Raw genomic sequence first — 19,670 nt, 5'->3', positions numbered from 1 at the left:
TTTTTTGGAGCCCCGGATCGCCACCGCGGCGGGTGTCCTTCTCCACCTGCTCTCCACCTGCCCGCCTCGGGCCCACGCCGCCTCGGATCACGATGCGCGACAAACATTCGATTCCGGGCAATCCGTGGAAGGCTCTGCTCCGAAGCAGATGCGTACGCGTCGGGGTTCGATGGCGGAGGAAGGTTCATGAGACCGGAACGCGAGTCGCGCCCGGATGGTGACCACCATGGCGGTCACCGCTCACCGGAGCTGGAGGAGCTGCTGAGCTCGGTCGCCCGTGGTGATCGGACGGCTTTCGAGCGGGTGTACGCGCTGGTGGCGGCGCGGGTGTACGGCCTGGTGCTGCGGGTGGTACGCGATCGGGCCCACAGCGAGGAGGTCACGCAGGAGGTGCTGGTGGAGGTGTGGCGCAGCGCCGCCCGCTATGACCCGGAGCGGGGATCGGCGCTGGCCTGGGTGATGACGATCGCGCACCGCCGGGCGATCGATCGGGTGCGATCGGCGCAGGCCTCCACCGATCGGGAGAACCGCGCGGCCCGGCTGGACGTCCGTCGCCCGTTCGACGAGGTGGCCGAGTCGGTGCAGGGCCGGCTGGAGAGTGAGCGGCTGCGCCGGTGCCTGGAGGGGTTGACATCACTGCAGCGCGAATCGGTGACTTTCGCGTATTACGGCGGATACTCCTATCGTGAGGTCGCCGAGTTGCTGACGGTGCCGTTGCCGACGGTGAAGACCCGGATGCGTGACGGGCTGATCCGCCTTCGCGACTGCCTGGGGGTAGAACGATGAACGCCACGACCGGCGGGCACGACCCGCACACGCTGGCGGGCGCCTACGCGCTGGACGCCATCGACGACGAGTTGGAGCGGCGCCGTTTCGAAGAGCACCTTGACCGGTGCGCCGAGTGCGCGCAGGAGATCCGCGGGCTCACCGAGACGGCCGCCCGGATGGGGCAGGCCGCCGCCGTGGAGCCTCCGGCGTGGCTGAAGGACCGGGTCATGGCCGAGATCGGCCAGGTCCGCCAGCTGCCCCCGGCCCTCACCCGGACCTCCGCTTCCCGGCGCGGCCGGACGGGGAGATCCAGGTGGTGGCCCCGGGTGACCGCGGTGGTCGCGGCCGTCGCCACGGCGGCCGCGGTGACGGTCGGCGTCCTCGCGATCCAGGCCCGGGACCAGCTGGAGCAGGTGCGACAGGTTAACCGCGACCTCACCGCGGTGATCGCGGCGCCGGACGCACGGACCATCACCGCTCCCGCCGCACAGGGCGGCGCCGGAACCGGCACCGTGATCGTTTCGCGGTCGCAGGACAGGCTGGTGTTCCTGGCCGCGGGGCTGGCCCCTCTGCCGCAGAACCAGACCTACCAGCTCTGGCAGATCGCGCCCGGGCAGATCCGCTCGGCGGGACTGCTGCGCCCCGACACCGGCGGCCACACGGCGCCGGTGGTGACCGCACCGGACCCCGGCGCCACGCAGATGGGACTGACCGTCGAACCCGCCGGCGGCTCGACCCGGCCCAGCACCCAACCCCTGCTTCTTTTGAACATGCCGGCCACCTGACCCACGCCTTTCACGCGACGCCGGGGCGGAGCGGCGTGGTCAGTGCGCCGGCAGGTCGTCCAGTTCGGCGGCGAAGAGCAGGGCGGGGTCGAATCCCATCCCGGTGAAGTGGCCGGCGAGCTCCAGGGACAGGACGCCGTGCATCCGGGTCCAGAAGGTCAGGGCCCGGCGGAGGGCCGCGGGCGGCGCGGGGTGGCCGTCCGCCCACTGCCGGTGGCCTTCGAGATGCGTTTCGAACGGCGTGGCAGGGCTGCCGGAGGCCAGCGCGGTGCAGGCGTCGAGCAGGGTCGTCATGATCTCGGACGCGATCGCGGTGATGTCGTCGGGCGCGTGGTAGCCGGGGACGGGTGTGCCATAGATGAGGAAGTACCGGTGAGGGTCGTCAAGCGCCCATCCGCGTAGCGCGTGGGCCAGTGCGACGTGGTCCGGGCCGGACTCGGAGGCCGCGCGGAAGGTGTCGGCCAGACTTCGGTACGCGTCCCTGATGAGCTCGGTGATCAACTCGTCGCGGGCGGCGAAGTACCGGTAGAGCGCCGGGCCGCTCATACCCATCTGCTTGGCGATCGCGTTGAGGGAGAGCGCGGACGCCCCGGCCGTGGCGATCTGCTCCCACGCGCGTTCCTTGATCTCCGCGCGTACCTGAGTGCGATAGCGCTCGCGTGGGCTCTTCGTGCCCGTTTCCACCATGGCCTGCCACCTCTCCGCACTGCGCGGCTACATCTTCACAATTTAGTTAGAGGCTATCACGATTGCTATTGACACTTCCTCCTCCATTGCGTTACAACTTATAACGAAAGAAAAAGTCAGTAACGCGATGTACGACACAGCGGAGGACGCCATGAACACCGAAGGACTCGTCGAGGTCTTCCTGCCGGGCAAGGTGGAGCCGGAAGGGCTGGAGATCCGGCACGGAGCGGTCCCCGCCGCCGGCCCGGGCCAGGTCGTGATCCGGATGGAGGCGACCGGAGTCTCCTTCGCCGAGCAGCAGATGCGCCGCGGCCGGTACTACGACCAGCCGGCGTTCCCGTTCGTGCCCGGCTACGACCTGGTCGGCACGGTGCTGGCGACCGGTGAGGGTGTCGAGCCCGGCCTGGTCGGCACCCGGGTGGCCGCGCTGATCAAGGTCGGCGGCTGGGCCAGCCATGTGATCGTCGACGCGGCGGACGTGGTGGAGGTTCCCCAGGGGGTCGGCGCGGCGGAGGCGGAGACCGTGGTGGTCAACGGCATCACCGCCTGGCAGATGCTGCACCGCAAGGCACGGATCCGCCCAGGGCAGATCGTTCTGGTACACGGCGCCAACGGCGGCGTGGGCTCGGTCCTGGTCCAGCTGGCGCAGGCTGCGGGCGTGAAGGTGATCGGCACCGCCTCAGTGCGCCACCACGACACCCTGCGCGAGCGCGGCGTCGTCCCGATCGACTACCGCACCGAGAACGTCGCCGCACGCGTCCGCGAGCTCGCCCCCGCCGGGGTGGACGCCGTCTTCGACCACGTCGGTGGCCGCGGCGTCGTCGACTCCTGGCGCCTGCTCGCACCCGGCGGCACGCTCGTCTCCTACGGCAGCGCCTCCACCCGGGACGACGAGGGGTCCAAGCAGGGCCCCGTGCTCAAGCTGCTCGGCCGGGTGTGGCTGTGGAACGCGCTGCCCAACCGCCGCCGCGCCTACTTCTTCAACGTCTGGTCCGGACGGGCCCTGAGCAAGGACCGGTTCCGCGCCCGGTTGCGCACCGACCTCACCCAGGTCTTCGCGGCCCTCCAGCGCGGTGACATCACCGCCCAGATCGCCGCCCAGCTGCCGCTCACCCGCATCGCCGAGGCCGTACGGCTGGCCGAATCCGGCACCGTCGCCGGAAAAGTCGTACTCACCCCGTAGCGCATCTCTTCCGCCGTGCGACGAGGCCCGGCCTCACCTCTCCCGGCTCCTGTAGGTGGCCCGCAGGTCGATCAGCTTCTCCCTGGCCACCTCGTCCAAAGCCCGGCGCCGATCCTGGTCCTCCTCCCAGGTGGCCTCCGCGCACAGGACCCTGGCCGCCTCGTGCGGCTCGGCGTCGCGCACCACATACCAGACGGTGTCGTCACAGCCGCGCCTGTCGTGATCGCGGCGCAGGACCGTCACGATGCCGGAGACGAGGATCTGCCTGGTCCACGGGTTTCTGGCCAGAACCTGCCGATCCACTGTCAGCCCGTCGTCCATGAGCTCACCGCCGAGCATGTCGTCCTCCCACCGCCACACGCGGCGGCTGACACCCGCCGGTACATACAGGGCGCCACGACCTTCGACGGGCACCGAGAACGTCCGCGTGCCGTCGCGGCACAACTCCTTGGCGATGCGCTCGCCGTCGGCGTACTCGCGCAGCCGATCCTCGCTCAGGCCTTGCCCGGACGACGAGCCCCACCGCGACTGCTCGGCGCAGTAGCGGTCGATCAGCGGATCCTTGAACCGCCGCCCCGCACGCGCCCGCGTCGGGGTGCAGGAGGCCGGGGTGAGGTCCACGCCGTCCTCGATGTCGACCCCGGCCGCGCGCAGCAACTCGTGAACGGTGACGCCCCTGCCCTCGGCCTTGCGGCGCAACCTGCGCAGCCAGCCGTCGAAGGTGTCCAGGTCCGGGTCCGCGCGCAGCGACGCCCAGTCCGCCGCCGCCGAGACCGGCACCGGCGCCTCCCGCCGCGCCGGAGGTTGCACGAGCCGCTCGGGCTCGAGGTCGATCGAGTAATACATCACCCCGCGCGCGATATAGGAGAACGGCGCCGCGTGCGTGATCGGGTCGAAGACATCCCGGATCGGCCAGAACCTCAGCAGCCACGTCTCCTCGCACTCACCCGTGGCATGCCCGTCGCCCGGCGCGGGCTCACGCAGGTACATGTGCACGCCGTACTCGAAACGCGGCGGCCCGATCAGGAAGTCATGCCCCCTGTTTTCCATCATCGCGACGATCGCGACCACACCGCTCTCCGCGACGAACGTCGCCGAACTGACCGGCGTCCACGAGGCGTCCGCGGGCTCCGACTCGGCGTCCCAGGACTCCAGCCGCACGGCCGCGACGAAGTGGTAGATCTCGTCGGTGGGGGAGCTCAACTCCGGCAGGTCGGTGCCGTCCAGCCCGAACGTGTTGTACTCGACGTAGACCTCGTCGTCGAGCCTCCGCAGCAACTGTGCCATGTCAACCCCTTCGCCTTGTTGGTGATCATCCTGGCTTGGCGGACATTGCCCTTTACAAAGTAGATTAAATAAAAAAGCCGGAGAGCAAAGCCGGTCGTGAGCGCCGCGATCTTCCCGCGATCGGTCACTCCTGGCGTGTGCCGTACAGCTCGGAGAGCCTGGCGACGGCGGCGATCATATGCTCGCGCAGCTCGGGCGGCCCGAGGACCTCGACGTCGCCGCCCAGGCGCAGCAACTGCCAGCAGGCGTGCTTGACGGACTCGGTCGGCAGGCGCAGGACGACCCAGCCGCGCTCGTCCGGAGGTCCGGCCGCGGCCAGCGCGGTGTCGACGGTCTCCGCCCCGAGAGTGTGGCGCAGCATCCCCTCGGCGTCGGGCGCCATCCGCACCAGGGCCTCGCCGGTGTGCAGCCGCAGCCGGAAGTCCGCCGCGTAACGCTGCCAGTATGCCGCCAGGTCGAAGTCGCCGGGGCGCTCGAAGCGCCCGTCCTGAAGCTCGGCGGTGATGATCCGCGCCACCTTGTAGGTGCGCGGCGCTCCCCCGTCCGCGGCGGCCACCATGTACCACGACCCGCCCTTGAGAACCAGGCCGTAGGGGTGAGCCAGGCGCTCGACGTCGCGCGGGCCCCAGCGGCGGTAGGTCATGCGCAGCGGCCGCTGGTCCCACACCGCCTCGGAGACCTCACCGAGGAAGGGCACCGCGTCGGCGTCGCGATACCAGCCGGGAACATCCAGATGGAAGCGCTCACGCATCCGGGCGGCGTGGAAGCGCGGCTCGGGCGGCAGCGCGGCGAGCATTTTCAGCTCGGCGTTGGCGGCCACCTCCCCCAGCCCGAGCTCGGCGGCGGGGCCGGGCAGCCCGGCGAGGAACAGCGAGGAGGCCTCCTCGGTGGTCAGGCCGTTGAGGCGGGTGCGGTAACCGTCCAGCAGCTGGTATCCGCCGGCGGGTCCGCGATCGGCGTATACCGGGACCCCGGACGACGACAGCGCCTCCACATCCCGGTAGATCGTCCGGATCGAGACCTCCAGCTCCCCCGCCAGCTCGGCGGCCGTCATCCGCCCCCGGGTCTGGAGAAGCAGCAGGAGGGACAACAGACGACTGGCGCGCATGACCGCCATTGTCCCGCACATTTGCCAACCTCACACGAGACATGTTCAAATGAACACATGGAAAGTTCAGATCGGATTCGGGCGATCATGTCCGCGCTACGCGTCAGCGACGCCGTCTCGGTGGCGGAGCTGGCGGTCGAGCATGCGGTGTCGGAGATGACCATCCGCCGTGACCTGGACGAGCTCGCCCAGCAGGGCGTGGTCAGGCGGGTCCGCGGCGGTGCGGTGAGCCTGCTGCTGCGCGGGGAGGAGCCGCCCTTCGGGGTGCGCGAGCGCGAGGCGGTGGAGGTCAAACGGCGGATCGCCGTCGAGGTCGCGGCGCTGCTCGCCGACGGTGAGGCCGTGCTCCTGGACGGCGGCACCACCTCCCTGGAGATCGCCCGCGCGATCCGCGACCGCCGCCTGACGGTCCTGCCGCTCTCCCTGCAGTCGGCCGGCGAGCTCAGCACGGCTCCGCGGATCCGCCTGGTGATCCCCGGGGGCGAGGTGCGCCCCGGTGAGCTGAACTTCACCGGGCCCCTGACCGAGAACTCCATCCGCTCCCTGCGTTTCGACACCGCGATCATCGGCTGCTGCGGCCTGTCCGCCGAGCACGGCCTCACCGCCCACGACCTGTCCGACGTCGCCGTCAAACAGGCCGCGATCGCCTCGGCCAGACGTGTCATCGTCGCGACCGACTCCGGCAAGTTCACCCGCACCGCCTTCGGATCCGTCTGCCCCCTGACCCATCTCGACATGGTCGTCACCGACACCGCGCTCCCCCACTCCGAGCGCGAGGCCCTCACCGCCGCGGGCGTCACCGTCCGTGCCGTCTGACCGGATCTCCTCCCCCTTGATGCCGCCTGATCATCACCGTTCGACTGGAGCCCTCCCCTGATGCACGTCATCCCTCTCGACCGGACCGCGCTCGTGCGTGGCCGGGTCGCGCTCCTCCTGCTCTTCCTGCTCTCCGGTATGGCCATCGGCACCTGGACGGCACGGATCCCGGCGATCAAGCAGGGGCTGGGGCTGAGCGACGGCCAGCTCAGCATCGGACTGCTCGGCATCGCCGCCGGGGCCATCGCCGGCATGCAGGTGGTCGGCCGCCTGGTCGACCGCTACGGCAGCGTCAGGGTGATGCTGCCGATGGCGTTCGCGCAGAGCGTCGTCCTGATCCTTCCCGCCTACATGCCGAACCTGGTCGGCCTGGCCCTCGCGCTGTTCGCCTTCGGCGCCGTGCACGGCACCCTGGACGTGTCGATGAACGCCAACGCCGTCGAGGTCGAGCAAGCCATGGGCCGGCCGATCATGTCGTCGTTCCACGCGGTGTTCAGCATCGGCGGGTTCCTCGGCGCGGCCTCCGGCGGGCTGATGGCCCACGCCGCGTTCAGTCCTGGGGTCACCTTTGTCGCGGTCGCCGTCGTGATCACCGTGCTCGCGTTCTGGGCGGCCCGCTGGGCGCTTCCCCTGACCGCCGAGCCCGCCCCGGCCGGCAGCGGTCCGGCGGGCGGGAGCAACGGCATGCTCCTGCTGCTGGGCGTCCTCGCGTTCTGCTGCATGATCGGTGAGGGCGCGGCGGCCGACTGGAGCTCGGTCTACCTGCTCGAGGACCTCGGCAGTTCCGCCGGATTCGCCGCGGCCGCCTACGCCGCCTTCTCCATCATGATGACCGCGGGCCGGCTCGCGGGAGATCGGCTGGCCGCCTGGCTGGGCCCGGTGACGCTGGTGCGCGGCTGCGGAGTGCTGGCCGCCTCGGGTCTCGGCCTGGCCCTGCTGATCGGTCATCCGATCGCCGGGGTGATCGGCTTCGGCTGCTTCGGCGCGGGGCTGTCATGCATCGTCCCGCAGGTCTTCTCCGCGGCCGGACGCCGCAATCCGGCCCGCGCGGGACAGGCGCTGGCCAGAGTGGCGAGCCTGGGATACATAGGTTTTCTCACCGGTCCCGTGCTGATCGGCGGCGCCGCCGAGCTCTTCGGCCTCCCCCGCGCGCTGGCCATCCCCGCCCTGCTGGCTCTGCTCGTGGCACTGGCCGCGTTCGCGCTCAGGACCAAGCCCCTTACAAAGTAAGCAGACGGCGGGTCGCTCGGTCGACATCCGCGTCGTGCTCACCCATTAGGACAGAGGATCGGGGCGGGTTCAGGCTGATGTGGGGTTTCCGGTGTTGGCGGGTGGGATGTTGTGATTGAGCCGGAAAGTGTTGTCCGGATCGTAGACGGCCTTGATTTCGGTGAGGCGCTGGTAGTCCTTGGGGTCGTACGCTGAGCGCACCTCCTTGGCGGCGTCCTCGCCATTCATGAAGTTCAGGAGACGACCGCCGGTGCTCCACGGGACGAGCGCTTCGAGCATGCGTTTGTGTGCCGGCCGAATTTCGGTGATGTCGGCACGTTCCAGCCGGGAGACCACGTTGAACAGGTATCGCGCGTCCCGGTTGCCCACGGCGTTGGCGACGGCCGGCGGGAGGGCAAGTCGGCCGCCGAGGTGACGTAGTTCGAAAATGTGCGGCAACGACGCGTGGGGTGGGGCCAGGTCGAGGATGGCACGTACTGCCGCGGTGTCGAGCTCACCGAGCAGGGTGGTACTGGCCTCGATGAATCCGGGAAAGGGCGGATCGGCGTAGATGGACCCGGCTTCCGTGTAGGGCAGTTCGCCGAGGGTGTCGCTCATCGGGCCGAGCGCCCGCAACGGCTCGACCAGGTTCTCAGCGGCATCGAGCACGTCCGCGGCGTAGGCGATGCGGACATGGACGGCCTGTCGGCCTCGCAAGGCCTCCGGGAACGCAGGGATGTCCGGGTAGGACATCTGCATGATCGACGAGCTCATCTCATCGGGCACGGTGGCCGTCCAGCGCAGGTAGGTGTCGAACACCTCGGCGGCCAATTCACCGGGGAACTGCAGTGATCCGCCATAGAGGGTGGTGATCGGCACGAGGTCGATCTCGATGCCGGTCACCACACCGAAGTTGTCCCGGCCGCCACGTAGTCCCCAGAACAGGTCCGGATAGGACTCCTCGGTGACATGCCGCAGCTGGCCGTCCGCTGTGACGACGTCGATGCTGCGCACGTGATCGGCGGCGTAGCCGTAGCGTCGGGAGAGCAGACTGAGCCCTCCGGCCAGGGTGTAGGACACCACGGCGAGGCCCGGATAGGAGCCTGACAACGGCGCCAATCCGGCGGGCGCGGCCTCGTGGATCACTTCGTCCCATCGGGTTCCGGCCGCCACCCAGGCCGTGTTCGCCTCGAGGTTCACCCGAACACCCGTCATCCGAGTGGTGTTGATCAGCACTCCGCCCTCACCGGCGACGCCCGCTGACGCATGTCCGGTGCCCTGCACGGCCACCGGGAGCGCGTGGCTCCTCGCAAATTCCACCGCAGCCCGCACGTCCGCGGTTCCGGTCGCGCCCACCACGAGGTCGGGTCGATGCTGACGAGCGAGCTGGTACCCGGCCCGTTCGGTGTCGTAGCCCTCGTCTTCGGGTGTGAGTACCGGGCCTCTCACCCGCTCAATCAGGGCCTTGACCTCGGCTGGGTCGATGTCGGCTGGCCGGAAGCGTTGTGGGTCCGAACTGTTCATGATCATTTCCTGGGGGTGTCGGCATTGGGTATTCGACCGGCCGGAGCGGCCGCAGGTAGTAAGGGAACCGTACTATCTATCGGCACGGTATTGTCAAGTCGCCTGACGAATCACGGCGGAAGAAGGGGCACCCAGGATGGCGACGCGCGCCGGAAGGCCGGCCGACGAAGGTGTGAGCGAGATCCCGCTTCCCGCTCTGTTCACGCAGGCCAAGGACGTCACACTCGCGGAGCTGCACCGACGGCTCGATGAGGAGGGATTCGAGGGGATCCGTTACAGCCACGGCGCCGTTTTCCGGTTCATCGACGCCGAGGGCTCACGGCTGACCGCGCTCGCCGCACGCTCAGGGCTCTCCAAGCAGGCGCTCGGTGAGGTGGTTACCGAGCTTGAGCGGCACGGCTACGTCGAGCGGACGACCGATCCAGACGACCACCGTGCGAAGACCATCCGACTGACCGAACGGGGAATGCAGGCCCAGGTTGCCGCCGCTCGAATCCTCGGGGATATCGAGCGGCGGTGGGCACAGCACCTCGGCCCGGATCGGATCGCCGACATGCGCATGGTGCTGGAAGAGGTCGTCCGCTCTGAAAAAAGCTAGGCAGCGGGCCTCTCGTTGTCGATCTACGACCCACCCGGCACGACGGCATGTACCAGAGTGTCGATCTTCGAACTGTTCCGGTGAAGGCCCCCCTATCCGGAACACTTGGAGCCGTGAACGGAACCGGTGTCGGCTACGCCCGCTGCTCGACCGACGAGCAAGACGTGATCATCAGCGGTCACCCGTCGAAATTGGACGTCACCCTTCGAAAGATCATTCTCAGCGCCAATGGCTGTTCCCGGGTTCCCCGACCCCGAGGACCGGCCGTCATGCGCGGATCTTCGCGCGGACGTGCATGCGGCTCCCCCGCCTTCCGAAGTGGCTGAGGATCTCAACGGGCTGCCCGTCCGCGCTGCTGAGCCGGTCGGGCATTCCATCCCGCTTTCCCGGAACCGGCAACAGAAGTTGCCGTCCCAGCTCCGGCGGGTGCACGCTCCCGGGCATGAGCCGACACAACGATTCCGGACCCGGAAACGACCACACCGACGTCGGCTGGGCGGCCATGGCCGCCCAGCCGGAGAACAGCGGCGAACCACGGCCACCGCTCCTCCCCCGGACGGCGACCCCCCTGGGAGAGCCGCTCGACCCGGAGAAAGAGGTCCGGCGCATCCTCGGCCTCGGCGGCATCACCGTACGGAGTTCACGGTGAAGCCGATCGGTGCGGGACAGGTCGGCACCGCTCTCGGCCCGTCGCTGGGCGGCGTCCTGATCGCCGGGCTCGGCTGGCGGGCGATCTTCCTTGTCAACGCACCGCTGGGCATTCTGACTTTTCTTCTCGCGCACCACCACCTGCCCGTTGATCAGCGGAAGCCCAAGACCGATCGGGCCGGCTTCGACACTGTGGGCACGCTGCTGCTCGCCCTGACACTCGCGGCCTATGCGCTCGCCATGACAACCGGGCACGGCGGTCTCGGTCCGCTCAGCCTGGCTCTGCTGGTGGCTGCCGCCTTCGGAGTGGGCCTCTTCGTGCGCGCCGAGGCGAGAGCGGCGTCACCCCTGATCCGATTGGGGATGTTCCGCGATCCAGCGCTGAGTGCGAGCCTCGCCATGAGCATGCTCGTCTCGACGGTGATGATGGCGACGCTGGTGGTCGGGCCGTTCTATCTCTCTCGTACGCTCGGACTCGATGAGGCTCTTATCGGACTCGTCCTGTCGGTCGGTCCGCTTGTCGCCGCGCTGACCGGTGTGCCGGCCGGTCGCATCGCGGACCGTTTCGGCGCACAACGCATGACCGTCGTTGGACTCATCGGAATAGCGGCCGGTTCCCTCATTCTCTCCATGCGGTCGAGGAAGATATCCGGCTCATCGAATCTGCCCCGAGGCAGTAACGGGAGAATCCCGCTCACTGCCTCGGAGCAGATATCACCTCCGGCGACGGACGGGGCCACCGCCGAGGCGATGAGGCTTCATCCGGGTCCTGCCGTCGCCCAGGTGCACGCGTGCGTCCACGTCCGCCCGTGCAGGAACGTGCGGACGTGGATCTTTCCCAAGTCTCGGCGCGGTACCGGATCGCCGTGCTGGGCAGCCAAGATCAAATGCTCGCACCGGCGACCGTACCGATGTTCCCTAAAGCCCGTATCCCTCCGGGTCAGCCGGCGGGGACCGGGGCCTGCTCGGCGGCGAACAGGGCGGCCCGCTCGTTGTCGGGCAGGAGGAAGCCCTGCGCGGCGAGCTTTCTGGTCGCCGCGGTGAAGGCCCGCACGTAGGCGTTGTGGGTCGGGTAGAGCTTGGCCAGCGTCGCCGCGTCGAACGGGACGGTCGTCCCGAAGAGACGGCAGAACGCCGAGGTCGGGTTGGCGTCGGCGGCCGTGTTGCCCACTCCGGTCAGCGTCGCCGTCGGCACCTCCAGCTGCGGCAGCCGGATCCCGCCCAGACCGTTTCCGAAGGAGTCCCTGGCCACGTCGGTGCCCGCGGCGTTGATCTGCATGCGCGGAGCCGTCGGCGGCAGTTTGCCCGAGACCACCCAGGACCGCAGGGCGGCGTAGGCGGTGTCGAACAGATAGCTCTGAGGGGCGGTGTTGCGCTGTGAGGTGCACACCGGGTCGATCGACTGCGGGGTCTGGCGATGGCTCTGGTACCCCATGAAGACCAGGATGTCGTTGTCCACGTGGGCCGTGCCGGCCGCCTCCCACAGACGGTGGAACCTGTCGTCGGGCTGCCTCGCCGGGAGGTGGCCCAGCACGTCGGTCTCGGTCTCGAAGTTGAGCACCGGCCGGGAGAGGTCGGTACGGAGGAACGTCGGCGTGGGCGGCCGCAGCGTGCCCGACAGGATGGCTCCGGTGGCGCCGTTGCTGTGGATGAGGTAGCCGTCGTAGACCTTCGCGGAGGGTGCGACGGCGTTGACGTAGGTGGTCATCCGCCCCGCGGACTGCGACTCGCCGTCGGCGATGAGATGCCTGGCGCGCAGGCCGCGCAGGGGGCCGCGCGGGTCGGTCGAGCGGAGCGCCTGACCCGCCTGGCTGAAGATGTCGTAGGAGTAGTCGTCGGACGGGCTGCTCAGGGAGCCGTACCTCTCGGGGTCCCACGCGGTGAGGGCGTTGAAGCCGACGGTCTGGGCGGTGACGCCGACGTAGGCGAAGCCGTCGCGAAGGAGCTGGTTGTATCCGTAGTCCCAGTCGACGTCGATGTCACGCCCCGCGGTGACGTTGAGCCACTCGACGACGACCGTGCCGTTGAACCTCTTCGGATCGATGGGCGCCCGCACCACCATCCGGGATTGGTAGGGCGCCGGGGAACCCTGCTGCACCTTCCACCTGCCGTCGCTGGTCAGCGGCTGCTCCGAGGTGAAGGTGTGGGCGGTGCCGGAGAAGAAGTACTCCTGCTCGGCGTACCCGTGCGAGCGCAGGTCGACCGCCGAGGAGGTGAACGGAAAACCGTGCGTGCCCCCGGTCACCGGGCCGCTGACGACGGGTGAGTCCACCGCCCCGGGCGTCCCCGCTTTCACGGAGGCGGCCGATGCGCCGAACCCCGCCTCGTTCGAGGAGGCCGCCGGTGCGCCAAGCGGCAGGGCCGTCGGCGTGCCGGGCACCGCGGCCTTCGAGGAGGCCGCCGATGCGCCGGCCGCGGACGCCGAGCCGGCGCCGGCGGCCACGAGCGCCACCACTGCGACGACCACCCCGGCGGTCCGCCACGAGGGTCGCCGGGGATGCCGTCGACGGCCACCGGTCACGGGGGAAGGTTCGATCAAACCGGTCACAGGAAGTACCTCCGAAGAACTTCGACGAGGCCCGCATGCAAGTGGGGGAAATGTCCCAGACGTCACCATGACGCGCAGACGTTACAGAGCTTTCCTCTAGTAGATCCTTCTGTCAATGGACCGGTGAGCGCGATCTCCGCCCGCCCTCATGGGCTCACCCCGCCGATCGAAACCGGTCGGAGTCCGCCGGATCCTCAGGCGGGCGTCATTCCGCGCGGCACGACCACCTGGACCGCGCTCCGCCCCGCGATCGGCTACGCGGTAACCCACCCGGAGCCGCGCACGCGGCAGACGGGAATCTCCGTCCTTCAGGACGGGGCGGATGTCAAGAGCCGAAGAACTGTCCGTAACCGAGCTTGACCACCATCGCGGTCACCACGCAGAGCAGGATGATCCGCACGAACTTGGCGCCCCGGCGCAGGGCCATCCGGGCGCCGAGCTGAGCTCCGGCGATGTTGCACACGGCCATGGTCAGGCCGAGCAGCCACAGCACGTGCCCCTGGTAGGCGAAGACCAGCAGGGCGCCCAGGTTCGTGCACGAGTTGACGATCTTGGAGTGGGCCGAGCCGCCCACGAAGTCCATGCCGAGGATCGTCGTGAAGGCGATGATCAGGAAGGTGCCCGTGCCGGGGCCCAGGATGCCGTCGTAGAAGGCGATCCCCACGCCGGTGACCGCGATCGCGGACAGGGTGCGGGCAGGGGTGCGCAGGTGGAGACGGAGGTGGGTGCCGAATGCCGGACGCAGGGTGACGAACAGCGCCACGCCGATCAGAACGACCATGACCAGCGGGGCCAGCGCGTCCTGGGAGATGGCCGACGCCGATGCCGCGCCGACGCCGGCGAACGCCACCGCGCCCAGCCCCGCGGGCACCGCGACCCGCCTGTCGATCTTCGTGGTCCTGGCATAGGTGACGGCGGCCGACGCCGTGCCGAAGATGGCGGCGAACTTGTTGGTGGCCAGCGCATTGACCGGCGGAACCCCGGCCACCAGGAGCGCGGGAAGCTGCAGCAGCCCTCCCCCGCCGACCACCGCGTCGACCCACCCCGCGCCGGTCGCGGCAACAAGCAGCAGGACAATATCCGCTATACCCACCAAAAGCCCCCGAGTCATAAATCGCCCGGCAGAGCGTAGCGGAGAAACGAAAACCGGCCGCTCCCGGCCTGTGCCGGGGGGCACACAGGCCGGGAGCGGCCGCCGAAGTGGGGCAACCGTGACGGGCCCCCTCCTACGGGAGGGCGACCCGTCTTCTGCGAGGTGGCGAGGTGATCAGGTCGTACGCAGCCACACGGCGGTGTCGGAGGGAAGCTCGTCGCCCTCGATGGAGCCGCTGGCCAGCAGGACGGACTCGTGGGGCGGCAGCCTCACGGGATCGGCGGCCAGGTTGACGACGCAGGTCAGGCCCGACTCGCGGGTGAAGGCGAGCACCTCGGGACCGAGGTCCAGCCAGGTGATGCCTCCGCCCACAAGCCACTCGCGGCGCAGGTGCAGGGCGGTGCGGTAGAGGTTGAGCATCGAACCCAGATCCGCCTGCTGGGCCTCGACCGTGACCTTCTTCCACGCCTCCGGCTGCGGCAGCCACGGATTTCCCGTCCCGAACCCGAACGGCGTCTCATCCCCCGACCAGGGCAGCGGCACGCGGCAGCCGTCCCGGCCGACGACGGCGTGACCCGAACGGTGCCACATCGGGTCCTCGCGGAGCTCGTCGGGGATGTCCTCGACCTCGGGCAGGCCGAGCTCCTCCCCCTGGTAGACGTAGACGCTTCCGGGCAGCGCCATGGCGAGCAGCGCCGCCGCCCTGGCGCGGCGGTAGCCGAGTTCGAGGTCGGACGGCACGCCGTCCCTGCGGTTGCCGTTGTCCCAGGAGGTGTTGGCCCTGCCGTACCGGGTGACCGGACGGACGACGTCGTGGTTGGACAGCACCCAGGTCGCCGGAGCGCCGAGTGGCACGTGCGTGGCGATGGTCTGCTCGATCGACGCGCGCAGCGCCGCCGGGTCCCACGGGCTGCCCAGGAAGTCGAAGTTGAACGCGGTGTGCAGCTCGTCGGGACGCAGGTAGCGGGCGAAACGCTCCTGGTCGGGGAACCAGACCTCGCCGATCAGGAGCCGCTCGTCGTACTCGTCGGACAGGCGGCGCCAGCTCCGGTAGACGTCGTGCACCTCGGCCAGGTCGGTGTAGCCCTCGGGGTCGCCACCGTCGAAGTCCTTGACCAGCACGGCGGCCGAGTCGATGCGGATGCCGTCGACACCGCGGTCGAACCAGAACCGCAGCACGTCGTGGAACTCCTGGTGCACCTCCGGGTTGGTCCAGTTGAAGTCGGGCTGCTCGGGAGCGAACAGGTGCAGGTACCACTGCCCGTCGGGGACCTGCGTCCAGGCCGGGCCGCCGAAGATGGACTTCCAGTCGTTCGGCTCGTCCTTGAACCAGAACCGCTCTCTGGCCGCCGACCCCGGTCCGGCGGCCAGGGCCTCCTGGAACCAGGCGCTCTGGTCGGAACTGTGGTTGGGCACCACATCGATGATGACGCGGATACCCAGCGCGTGTGCCTCCTCGATGAACTGCTCCGCCTCGGCCAGGGTCCCGAACGACGGCTCGATGTCCCGGTAGTCGGCCACGTCATAGCCGCCGTCGGCCATCGGTGACGGGTACCACGGGTTAAGCCAGATCGCGCCGATCCCCAGGTCTGACAGATAGGGCAGACGACTACGCAGGCCGGCAAGGTCCCCGATCCCATCACCATTGCCATCGGCGAAACTCCGCAGATAGACCTGGTAGATCGCGGCTCCCCGCCACCACGTTTCCGACATGCTGGAACAACTCCTCGCGGTTGAGTGTGGGTGACGAAGTCAGCCCTTGAGGCTGCCGGCCGTGAGGCCGGCCATGATGCTGCGCTGGAATATGAAAAAGACCACAATGGTCGGGATACTCGCGATCACCAGCGATGCGATGAGCACGTTCTGCGGCATCTGCGAGGAGAGCGAGGCGATGCCGATGCTGATGGACATCTTTTCGCTGTCCGGCAGGACGAGCAGCGGCCAGACGAAGTCCCGCCAGACGTTCACGACGGTGAGGATGGAGACCACGCCGAGGATGGGGCGGGAGATCGGCATCACCACCGACCACAGGATGCGCACCGGCGACGCGCCGTCGATCTCGGCGGCTTCGAGCAGTTCCTTGGGAATCGAGTCGAAGAAGCGCTTGAGCAGGAAGATGTTGAAGCCGTTGGCCGCGGCCGGCAGCCAGATCGCCCACGGGGTGTTGAGCAGGTTCCAGCCGAAGATCGGCAGGTCCTTCACCGTGAGGTACGCCGGGAGCATGATGACCATGGGCGGGATCATCAGCGTCGCCAGCATCAGGGCCAGGACGACCTTGCCGAGCACCGGGCGGAGCTTCGACAGGGCGTAGGCCGCCGTGACGTCGATGGCGAGCGTCAGCAGCCAGGCGCCGCCCGCGTACAGGACGGTGTTGCCGAGCAGCGTGCCCAGACCGAGCAGGTCCCACGCCTCCAGGTAGCCGTCGAAGGACAGATGCTCCGGCAGGAAGGTCGGCGGGATCGCGTTGAGTTCCTCGGAGGACTTCATCGCGCCGGTGATCATCCAGTAGAGCGGGAAGACGAACGCGGCGGTGAAGCTCACCACCACGACCACCAGCACGATCCAGTAGATGATCCGGCCGCGGGTGGTGTTGAGCTGGTGCGGCGAGACCGCGGTGCGGAACTGCGAGGTCATCGGCTTCCGGGGACGCCGGGGCGTGCGCCCGCGCTGGTGCTTCCCGGCGGGCGTGGGCGGCGTGCCGGCGGAGCGTCCCGGAGTGATGGTGATGTTGGACACGTTTATCCCCTCACACCGTGTTGTCGCGCGAGAGGCGCAGGTAGATGGCGGAGAACACCATAAGAACGATCATGAGCATCAGGCCGAGCGCGTTGCCGGCGTTGAGGTTGCCGAAGTTGAAGGCGTACTGGTACATGAGGTAGACGACGCTGACCGTGGCGTCCTCTGGGCCGCCTCCGGTGAGCAGGTAGGGCTCGATGAAGACCTGCATGGTCGCCACGATCTGCAGCATCAGCATCACCAGCAGGATCAGCTTGGTCTGCGGGATCGTGACGTGCCTGATCCGCTTGAAGAGACCGGCGCCGTCGAGCTCGGCGGCCTCGTACAGCTCGCTCGGGATGGTCTGCAGGGCGGCGAGGTAGATCAGCGTGCCGCTGCCCAGGTTCGACCAGGTGGAGACGATGACCAACGAGATCAGTGCGGTGCTGGTGGAGTTGAGCCACTGCAGGCCCGGCAGGCTGAAGATGCCGAGGATCTGGTTGAACAGTCCGTAGTCGGGGTCGTAGAACCACTGGAACAGCAGGACGCCCACCGCGGGTGGCAGCATGACCGGCAGGTAGACGATGAAGCGCAGGTAGGCGCGCGCATGCCGCAGCTCGTTGAGGACGATCGCGATGACAAAGGGGATCGCGTAGCCGCAGAGCAGGGCCAGCAGGGTGAACATCGCGGTGTTGATCCAGGCGGGCGCGAAGACCGGGTCGTTGAAGACCGTGCGGAAGTTCTCGAACCCCACCCACACGGCCGGGTCCACGAAGTTGGTCTGCTGGAAGCTGAGGATAACCTCCCAGACCATCGGGTACCAGGAGAAGAACGCGAAGCAGATCAGCGCGCCGCACAGGAAGCCGTAGGCGGTCAGGTTGCGTTTGACAGAGCGCCGCAGTTTCGTGGGCTGCCGCTGCTTGCGGCCCGCTACCGGGGTACTCGCTGTGGTCATCGTGTGTTTCCGATCTCGGCATGATTGCCGGGGCGCCGGCCGTGCGGGTGACGGCCGGCGCCCCGGATTATCGAACGGTCAGCCCTTCGAGGCCAGCAGAGAGTTGACCTTCGTCTCGGCGTCAGCGAGGAGCTGATCGATGTTGGCGTCCTGGCGGGTCAGCACGGCCGACATCGGGGTGTCGAGAATCTTGTAGATCTCCTGGGCGTACGGACCCGGCTCCGCCTTGGACGGGATGCCCTTGGAGCCCTCCACCCATCCGGCGAACTGAGCGGCGTCGATGTTGGCGTTGGCCTTACGCAGTTCGACGACGGCCTGGCCGGACGGGGTGTCCGCGCCGTACAGGTCGGGGTAGGGCTGGCCGACGGTCAGGTCAGCGTTCTTGGCCCGCACGTAGTCGAGCTGGCCCTTGCCGGGGGTGAGGAACTCGAACTCGATCCACTTGAGGCCGGCCTTGATCTGCTCCGGGGTGGACTTCGGGTTGATCATGTAGCCGGCACCGCCGTTGAACAGTGCCTTGGCCTCGGGCTGCGCGGTGATGGCGTAGTTCTCGAACTTGCCGCCGAAGTCGTTGCGCAGCGAGATGAGCACGTCGGGCGCGCCCAGCATCATGCCCATCTTGCCGGCGCCCATGGCCTTCATCAGGGCGGGCCAGTCGATGTAGAGGCGGGAGCCCATGCTGTTGTCGGCCCACCGCATCTGCTTAAGGTTCTCCAGCACGGCCTTGCCTTCGGGGGTGTTGAAGGCGGCCTTCGTGCCGTCGTCCGTGATGACCGAGCCACCGCGACCGTAGATGGAGGCGCTGAAGTGCCAGCCGCCCACGTTGTTGCCGCTGTACTCGCCGAAGCCGACGTAACCGGCGCCGAGCCCGGCGATCTTCTTCGCCGCGGCCTGCACCTCGGCCCACGTCTTGGGCGGGGTGTTCGGGTCGAGCCCGGCCTTGGTGAAGACCTCCTTGTTGTAGACCAGGCCCATGCCGTAGCCGTCGGTCGGCAGGCCGTAGACCTTGCCGTCCTTCTTGAAGAGGTCCAAGGAGCTGTTGTAGTCGGCGAACGTCTTCAGCTCGCTGGTGTAGGGCGTGATGTCGGCGGCCTGGCCGTCCGCCATGAGACGGCCCACGTTCGGGAAGTTGACGTAGAAGACCGTCTCAAGCTCGCCACCTGCGAGTTTGGCCTCGAAGGTGCGCGGCTCGTAGCAGGGGAAGGCGTCGGTGGCCTTGGAAATGGTGATGTAGGGGTACTGCTTCTGGAAAGCCGCGATGTCCTCTTCGAAGGTCTTGCGCTGCGCTGCGTTCGTCTTCGGCGGCATGCAGTTGACCGTGATCGACACCGGCGCCTCTGCGCCGGCCGCGGCGCCACTCGAAGACGAAGAGGCGGTGGGAGCGTTTCCGGCGCCGCTGGAGCCGCTGGAGTCGCTGGAGCCGCACCCTGCGGCGGTGAGTGCGATCGCTGCGGCTAGCAGCATCGAGAGCTTGCGGGATTTCATCGAGGAGACTCCTTGGCGGGTCGGTTGCGAGAAACATATAGAGGCGTGCAGGGAGTAGCAAGACTTCGTCATCAGTGATGCAAAAAAGTGACAGTGAGCGGTTGGCTATCGGCCCGTAATGTCCGGATAGCCGGGAGATATATGGGCTGACCTGCAGAAACGGCCATACAACACAGGAGATAATTGATCGTTTGCACGAAGATGTCCGTTGATGTCAATTTCTTGTGAGGATCTTGAGCGGCGAACTTCGCCGGAGACGCC

The 19,670-nt window shown here is 68.4% G+C and carries 18 protein-coding genes; 8 read left to right on the top strand and 10 right to left on the bottom strand.

All coding sequences use genetic code 11. From position 1 onward, the window contains the following. Positions 1–186 precede the first annotated feature (186 nt). Complete coding sequence (gene sigK, locus CHC08_RS21960) at positions 187–786, top strand: ECF RNA polymerase sigma factor SigK (RefSeq protein ID WP_089209209.1); 600 nt, start codon at positions 187–189, stop codon at positions 784–786. After that, entirely contained in the window at positions 783–1,553 is a 771-nt protein-coding gene (locus CHC08_RS21955; RefSeq protein ID WP_089209208.1) for an anti-sigma factor, read from the top strand. Before sigK ends, CHC08_RS21955 begins: the two co-directional genes overlap by 4 nt. Before the next feature lie 39 nt (positions 1,554–1,592). Here the strand turns inward: CHC08_RS21955 and CHC08_RS21950 are convergent, their stop codons facing one another. Next, positions 1,593–2,240 carry a TetR/AcrR family transcriptional regulator gene (locus CHC08_RS21950; protein ID WP_089209207.1) on the bottom strand — a complete coding sequence of 216 codons (648 nt, stop codon included), beginning with the start codon at positions 2,238–2,240 and terminating at the stop codon, positions 1,593–1,595. A gap of 151 nt (positions 2,241–2,391) precedes the next feature. Here CHC08_RS21950 and CHC08_RS21945 point away from each other — a divergent pair, with 151 nt between their 5' ends. Beyond that, positions 2,392–3,423, top strand: coding sequence for a medium chain dehydrogenase/reductase family protein (locus tag CHC08_RS21945; protein WP_089209268.1), 1,032 nt, complete (start codon positions 2,392–2,394; stop codon positions 3,421–3,423). A 33-nt stretch (positions 3,424–3,456) separates the two neighbouring features. Here CHC08_RS21945 and CHC08_RS21940 read toward each other — a convergent pair whose 3' ends face one another. Both CHC08_RS21940 and CHC08_RS21935 read right to left on the bottom strand, forming a co-directional pair. Next, on the bottom strand, positions 3,457–4,710 hold the full coding sequence (locus CHC08_RS21940; RefSeq protein ID WP_089209206.1) for a hypothetical protein: 1,254 nt from the start codon (positions 4,708–4,710) through the stop codon (positions 3,457–3,459). A gap of 124 nt (positions 4,711–4,834) precedes the next feature. Further along, entirely contained in the window at positions 4,835–5,818 is a 984-nt protein-coding gene (locus CHC08_RS21935) for a helix-turn-helix transcriptional regulator (RefSeq protein WP_089209267.1), read from the bottom strand. Between the two features lie 57 nt (positions 5,819–5,875). On the opposite strand from CHC08_RS21935, the gene CHC08_RS21930 reads away from it, so the two are divergent. Both CHC08_RS21930 and CHC08_RS21925 read left to right on the top strand, forming a co-directional pair. Next, positions 5,876–6,634, top strand: coding sequence for a DeoR/GlpR family DNA-binding transcription regulator (locus tag CHC08_RS21930; RefSeq protein ID WP_089209205.1), 759 nt, complete (start codon positions 5,876–5,878; stop codon positions 6,632–6,634). Positions 6,635–6,694: 60 nt separating this feature from the next. Then, a complete protein-coding gene (locus tag CHC08_RS21925; RefSeq protein ID WP_089209204.1) occupies positions 6,695–7,864 on the top strand; it encodes an MFS transporter in 1,170 nt (389 codons plus the stop codon). Between the two features lie 69 nt (positions 7,865–7,933). Here the strand turns inward: CHC08_RS21925 and CHC08_RS21920 are convergent, their stop codons facing one another. Then, the gene (locus CHC08_RS21920) at positions 7,934–9,367 is read right to left on the bottom strand and encodes an FAD-binding oxidoreductase (RefSeq protein ID WP_089209266.1); all 1,434 of its coding nucleotides are present in this window, start codon (positions 9,365–9,367) and stop codon (positions 7,934–7,936) included. Between the two features lie 136 nt (positions 9,368–9,503). On the opposite strand from CHC08_RS21920, the gene CHC08_RS21915 reads away from it, so the two are divergent. The 3 genes from CHC08_RS21915 (at position 9,504) to CHC08_RS50745 (ending at position 11,657) form a co-directional block, all read left to right on the top strand. Beyond that, positions 9,504–9,965, top strand: coding sequence for a MarR family winged helix-turn-helix transcriptional regulator (locus CHC08_RS21915; protein ID WP_089209203.1), 462 nt, complete (start codon positions 9,504–9,506; stop codon positions 9,963–9,965). 442 nt (positions 9,966–10,407) lie between these two features. Further along, positions 10,408–10,614: a hypothetical protein gene (locus tag CHC08_RS21910; RefSeq protein WP_089209202.1), complete on the top strand. Its 207-nt coding sequence runs from the start codon at positions 10,408–10,410 to the stop codon at positions 10,612–10,614. After that, positions 10,611–11,657, top strand: coding sequence for an MFS transporter (locus tag CHC08_RS50745; protein ID WP_218825407.1), 1,047 nt, complete (start codon positions 10,611–10,613; stop codon positions 11,655–11,657). Before CHC08_RS21910 ends, CHC08_RS50745 begins: the two co-directional genes overlap by 4 nt. Here CHC08_RS50745 and CHC08_RS21900 read toward each other — a convergent pair. From CHC08_RS21900 to CHC08_RS21875, 6 genes are all read right to left on the bottom strand, one after another. Then, the gene (locus tag CHC08_RS21900; protein ID WP_089209201.1) at positions 11,554–13,080 is read right to left on the bottom strand and encodes an alpha/beta hydrolase domain-containing protein; all 1,527 of its coding nucleotides are present in this window, start codon (positions 13,078–13,080) and stop codon (positions 11,554–11,556) included. The genes CHC08_RS50745 and CHC08_RS21900 overlap by 104 nt on opposite strands. A 406-nt stretch (positions 13,081–13,486) precedes the next feature. Next, positions 13,487–14,248, bottom strand: a complete 762-nt coding sequence (locus tag CHC08_RS21895) for a TSUP family transporter (protein ID WP_420823579.1) — start codon at positions 14,246–14,248, stop codon at positions 13,487–13,489. A gap of 180 nt (positions 14,249–14,428) precedes the next feature. Further along, entirely contained in the window at positions 14,429–15,967 is a 1,539-nt protein-coding gene (locus CHC08_RS21890) for a glycoside hydrolase family 13 protein (protein ID WP_089209199.1), read from the bottom strand. 39 nt (positions 15,968–16,006) lie between these two features. Next, complete coding sequence (locus tag CHC08_RS21885; protein WP_245878463.1) at positions 16,007–16,990, bottom strand: carbohydrate ABC transporter permease; 984 nt, start codon at positions 16,988–16,990, stop codon at positions 16,007–16,009. A 10-nt stretch (positions 16,991–17,000) separates the two neighbouring features. Then, positions 17,001–17,924 carry a carbohydrate ABC transporter permease gene (locus CHC08_RS21880; RefSeq protein ID WP_089209198.1) on the bottom strand — a complete coding sequence of 308 codons (924 nt, stop codon included), beginning with the start codon at positions 17,922–17,924 and terminating at the stop codon, positions 17,001–17,003. A gap of 78 nt (positions 17,925–18,002) precedes the next feature. Next, positions 18,003–19,409 carry an extracellular solute-binding protein gene (locus CHC08_RS21875; protein ID WP_089209197.1) on the bottom strand — a complete coding sequence of 469 codons (1,407 nt, stop codon included), beginning with the start codon at positions 19,407–19,409 and terminating at the stop codon, positions 18,003–18,005. Positions 19,410–19,670 lie beyond the last annotated feature (261 nt).

Origin of the sequence: Streptosporangium subroseum, assembly GCF_900188345.1 — a bacterium.
Lineage (GTDB): Bacteria > Actinomycetota > Actinomycetes > Streptosporangiales > Streptosporangiaceae > Streptosporangium > Streptosporangium subroseum.
Note: the sequence above shows the minus strand (reverse complement) of the source record. Positions and strands in the feature narration are given on the sequence as shown.

Coding starts and splice junctions, on each gene's coding strand:
- sigK (WP_089209209.1), top strand. CDS start 187: ATGAGACCGGAACGCGAGTCGCGCCCGGATGGTGACCACCATGGCGGT.
- CHC08_RS21955 (WP_089209208.1), top strand. CDS start 783: ATGAACGCCACGACCGGCGGGCACGACCCGCACACGCTGGCGGGCGCC.
- CHC08_RS21950 (WP_089209207.1), bottom strand. CDS start 2,240: ATGGTGGAAACGGGCACGAAGAGCCCACGCGAGCGCTATCGCACTCAG.
- CHC08_RS21945 (WP_089209268.1), top strand. CDS start 2,392: ATGAACACCGAAGGACTCGTCGAGGTCTTCCTGCCGGGCAAGGTGGAG.
- CHC08_RS21940 (WP_089209206.1), bottom strand. CDS start 4,710: ATGGCACAGTTGCTGCGGAGGCTCGACGACGAGGTCTACGTCGAGTAC.
- CHC08_RS21935 (WP_089209267.1), bottom strand. CDS start 5,818: ATGCGCGCCAGTCGTCTGTTGTCCCTCCTGCTGCTTCTCCAGACCCGG.
- CHC08_RS21930 (WP_089209205.1), top strand. CDS start 5,876: ATGGAAAGTTCAGATCGGATTCGGGCGATCATGTCCGCGCTACGCGTC.
- CHC08_RS21925 (WP_089209204.1), top strand. CDS start 6,695: ATGCACGTCATCCCTCTCGACCGGACCGCGCTCGTGCGTGGCCGGGTC.
- CHC08_RS21920 (WP_089209266.1), bottom strand. CDS start 9,367: ATGAACAGTTCGGACCCACAACGCTTCCGGCCAGCCGACATCGACCCA.
- CHC08_RS21915 (WP_089209203.1), top strand. CDS start 9,504: ATGGCGACGCGCGCCGGAAGGCCGGCCGACGAAGGTGTGAGCGAGATC.
- CHC08_RS21910 (WP_089209202.1), top strand. CDS start 10,408: ATGAGCCGACACAACGATTCCGGACCCGGAAACGACCACACCGACGTC.
- CHC08_RS21890 (WP_089209199.1), bottom strand. CDS start 15,967: ATGTCGGAAACGTGGTGGCGGGGAGCCGCGATCTACCAGGTCTATCTG.
- CHC08_RS21880 (WP_089209198.1), bottom strand. CDS start 17,924: ATGACCACAGCGAGTACCCCGGTAGCGGGCCGCAAGCAGCGGCAGCCC.
- CHC08_RS21875 (WP_089209197.1), bottom strand. CDS start 19,409: ATGAAATCCCGCAAGCTCTCGATGCTGCTAGCCGCAGCGATCGCACTC.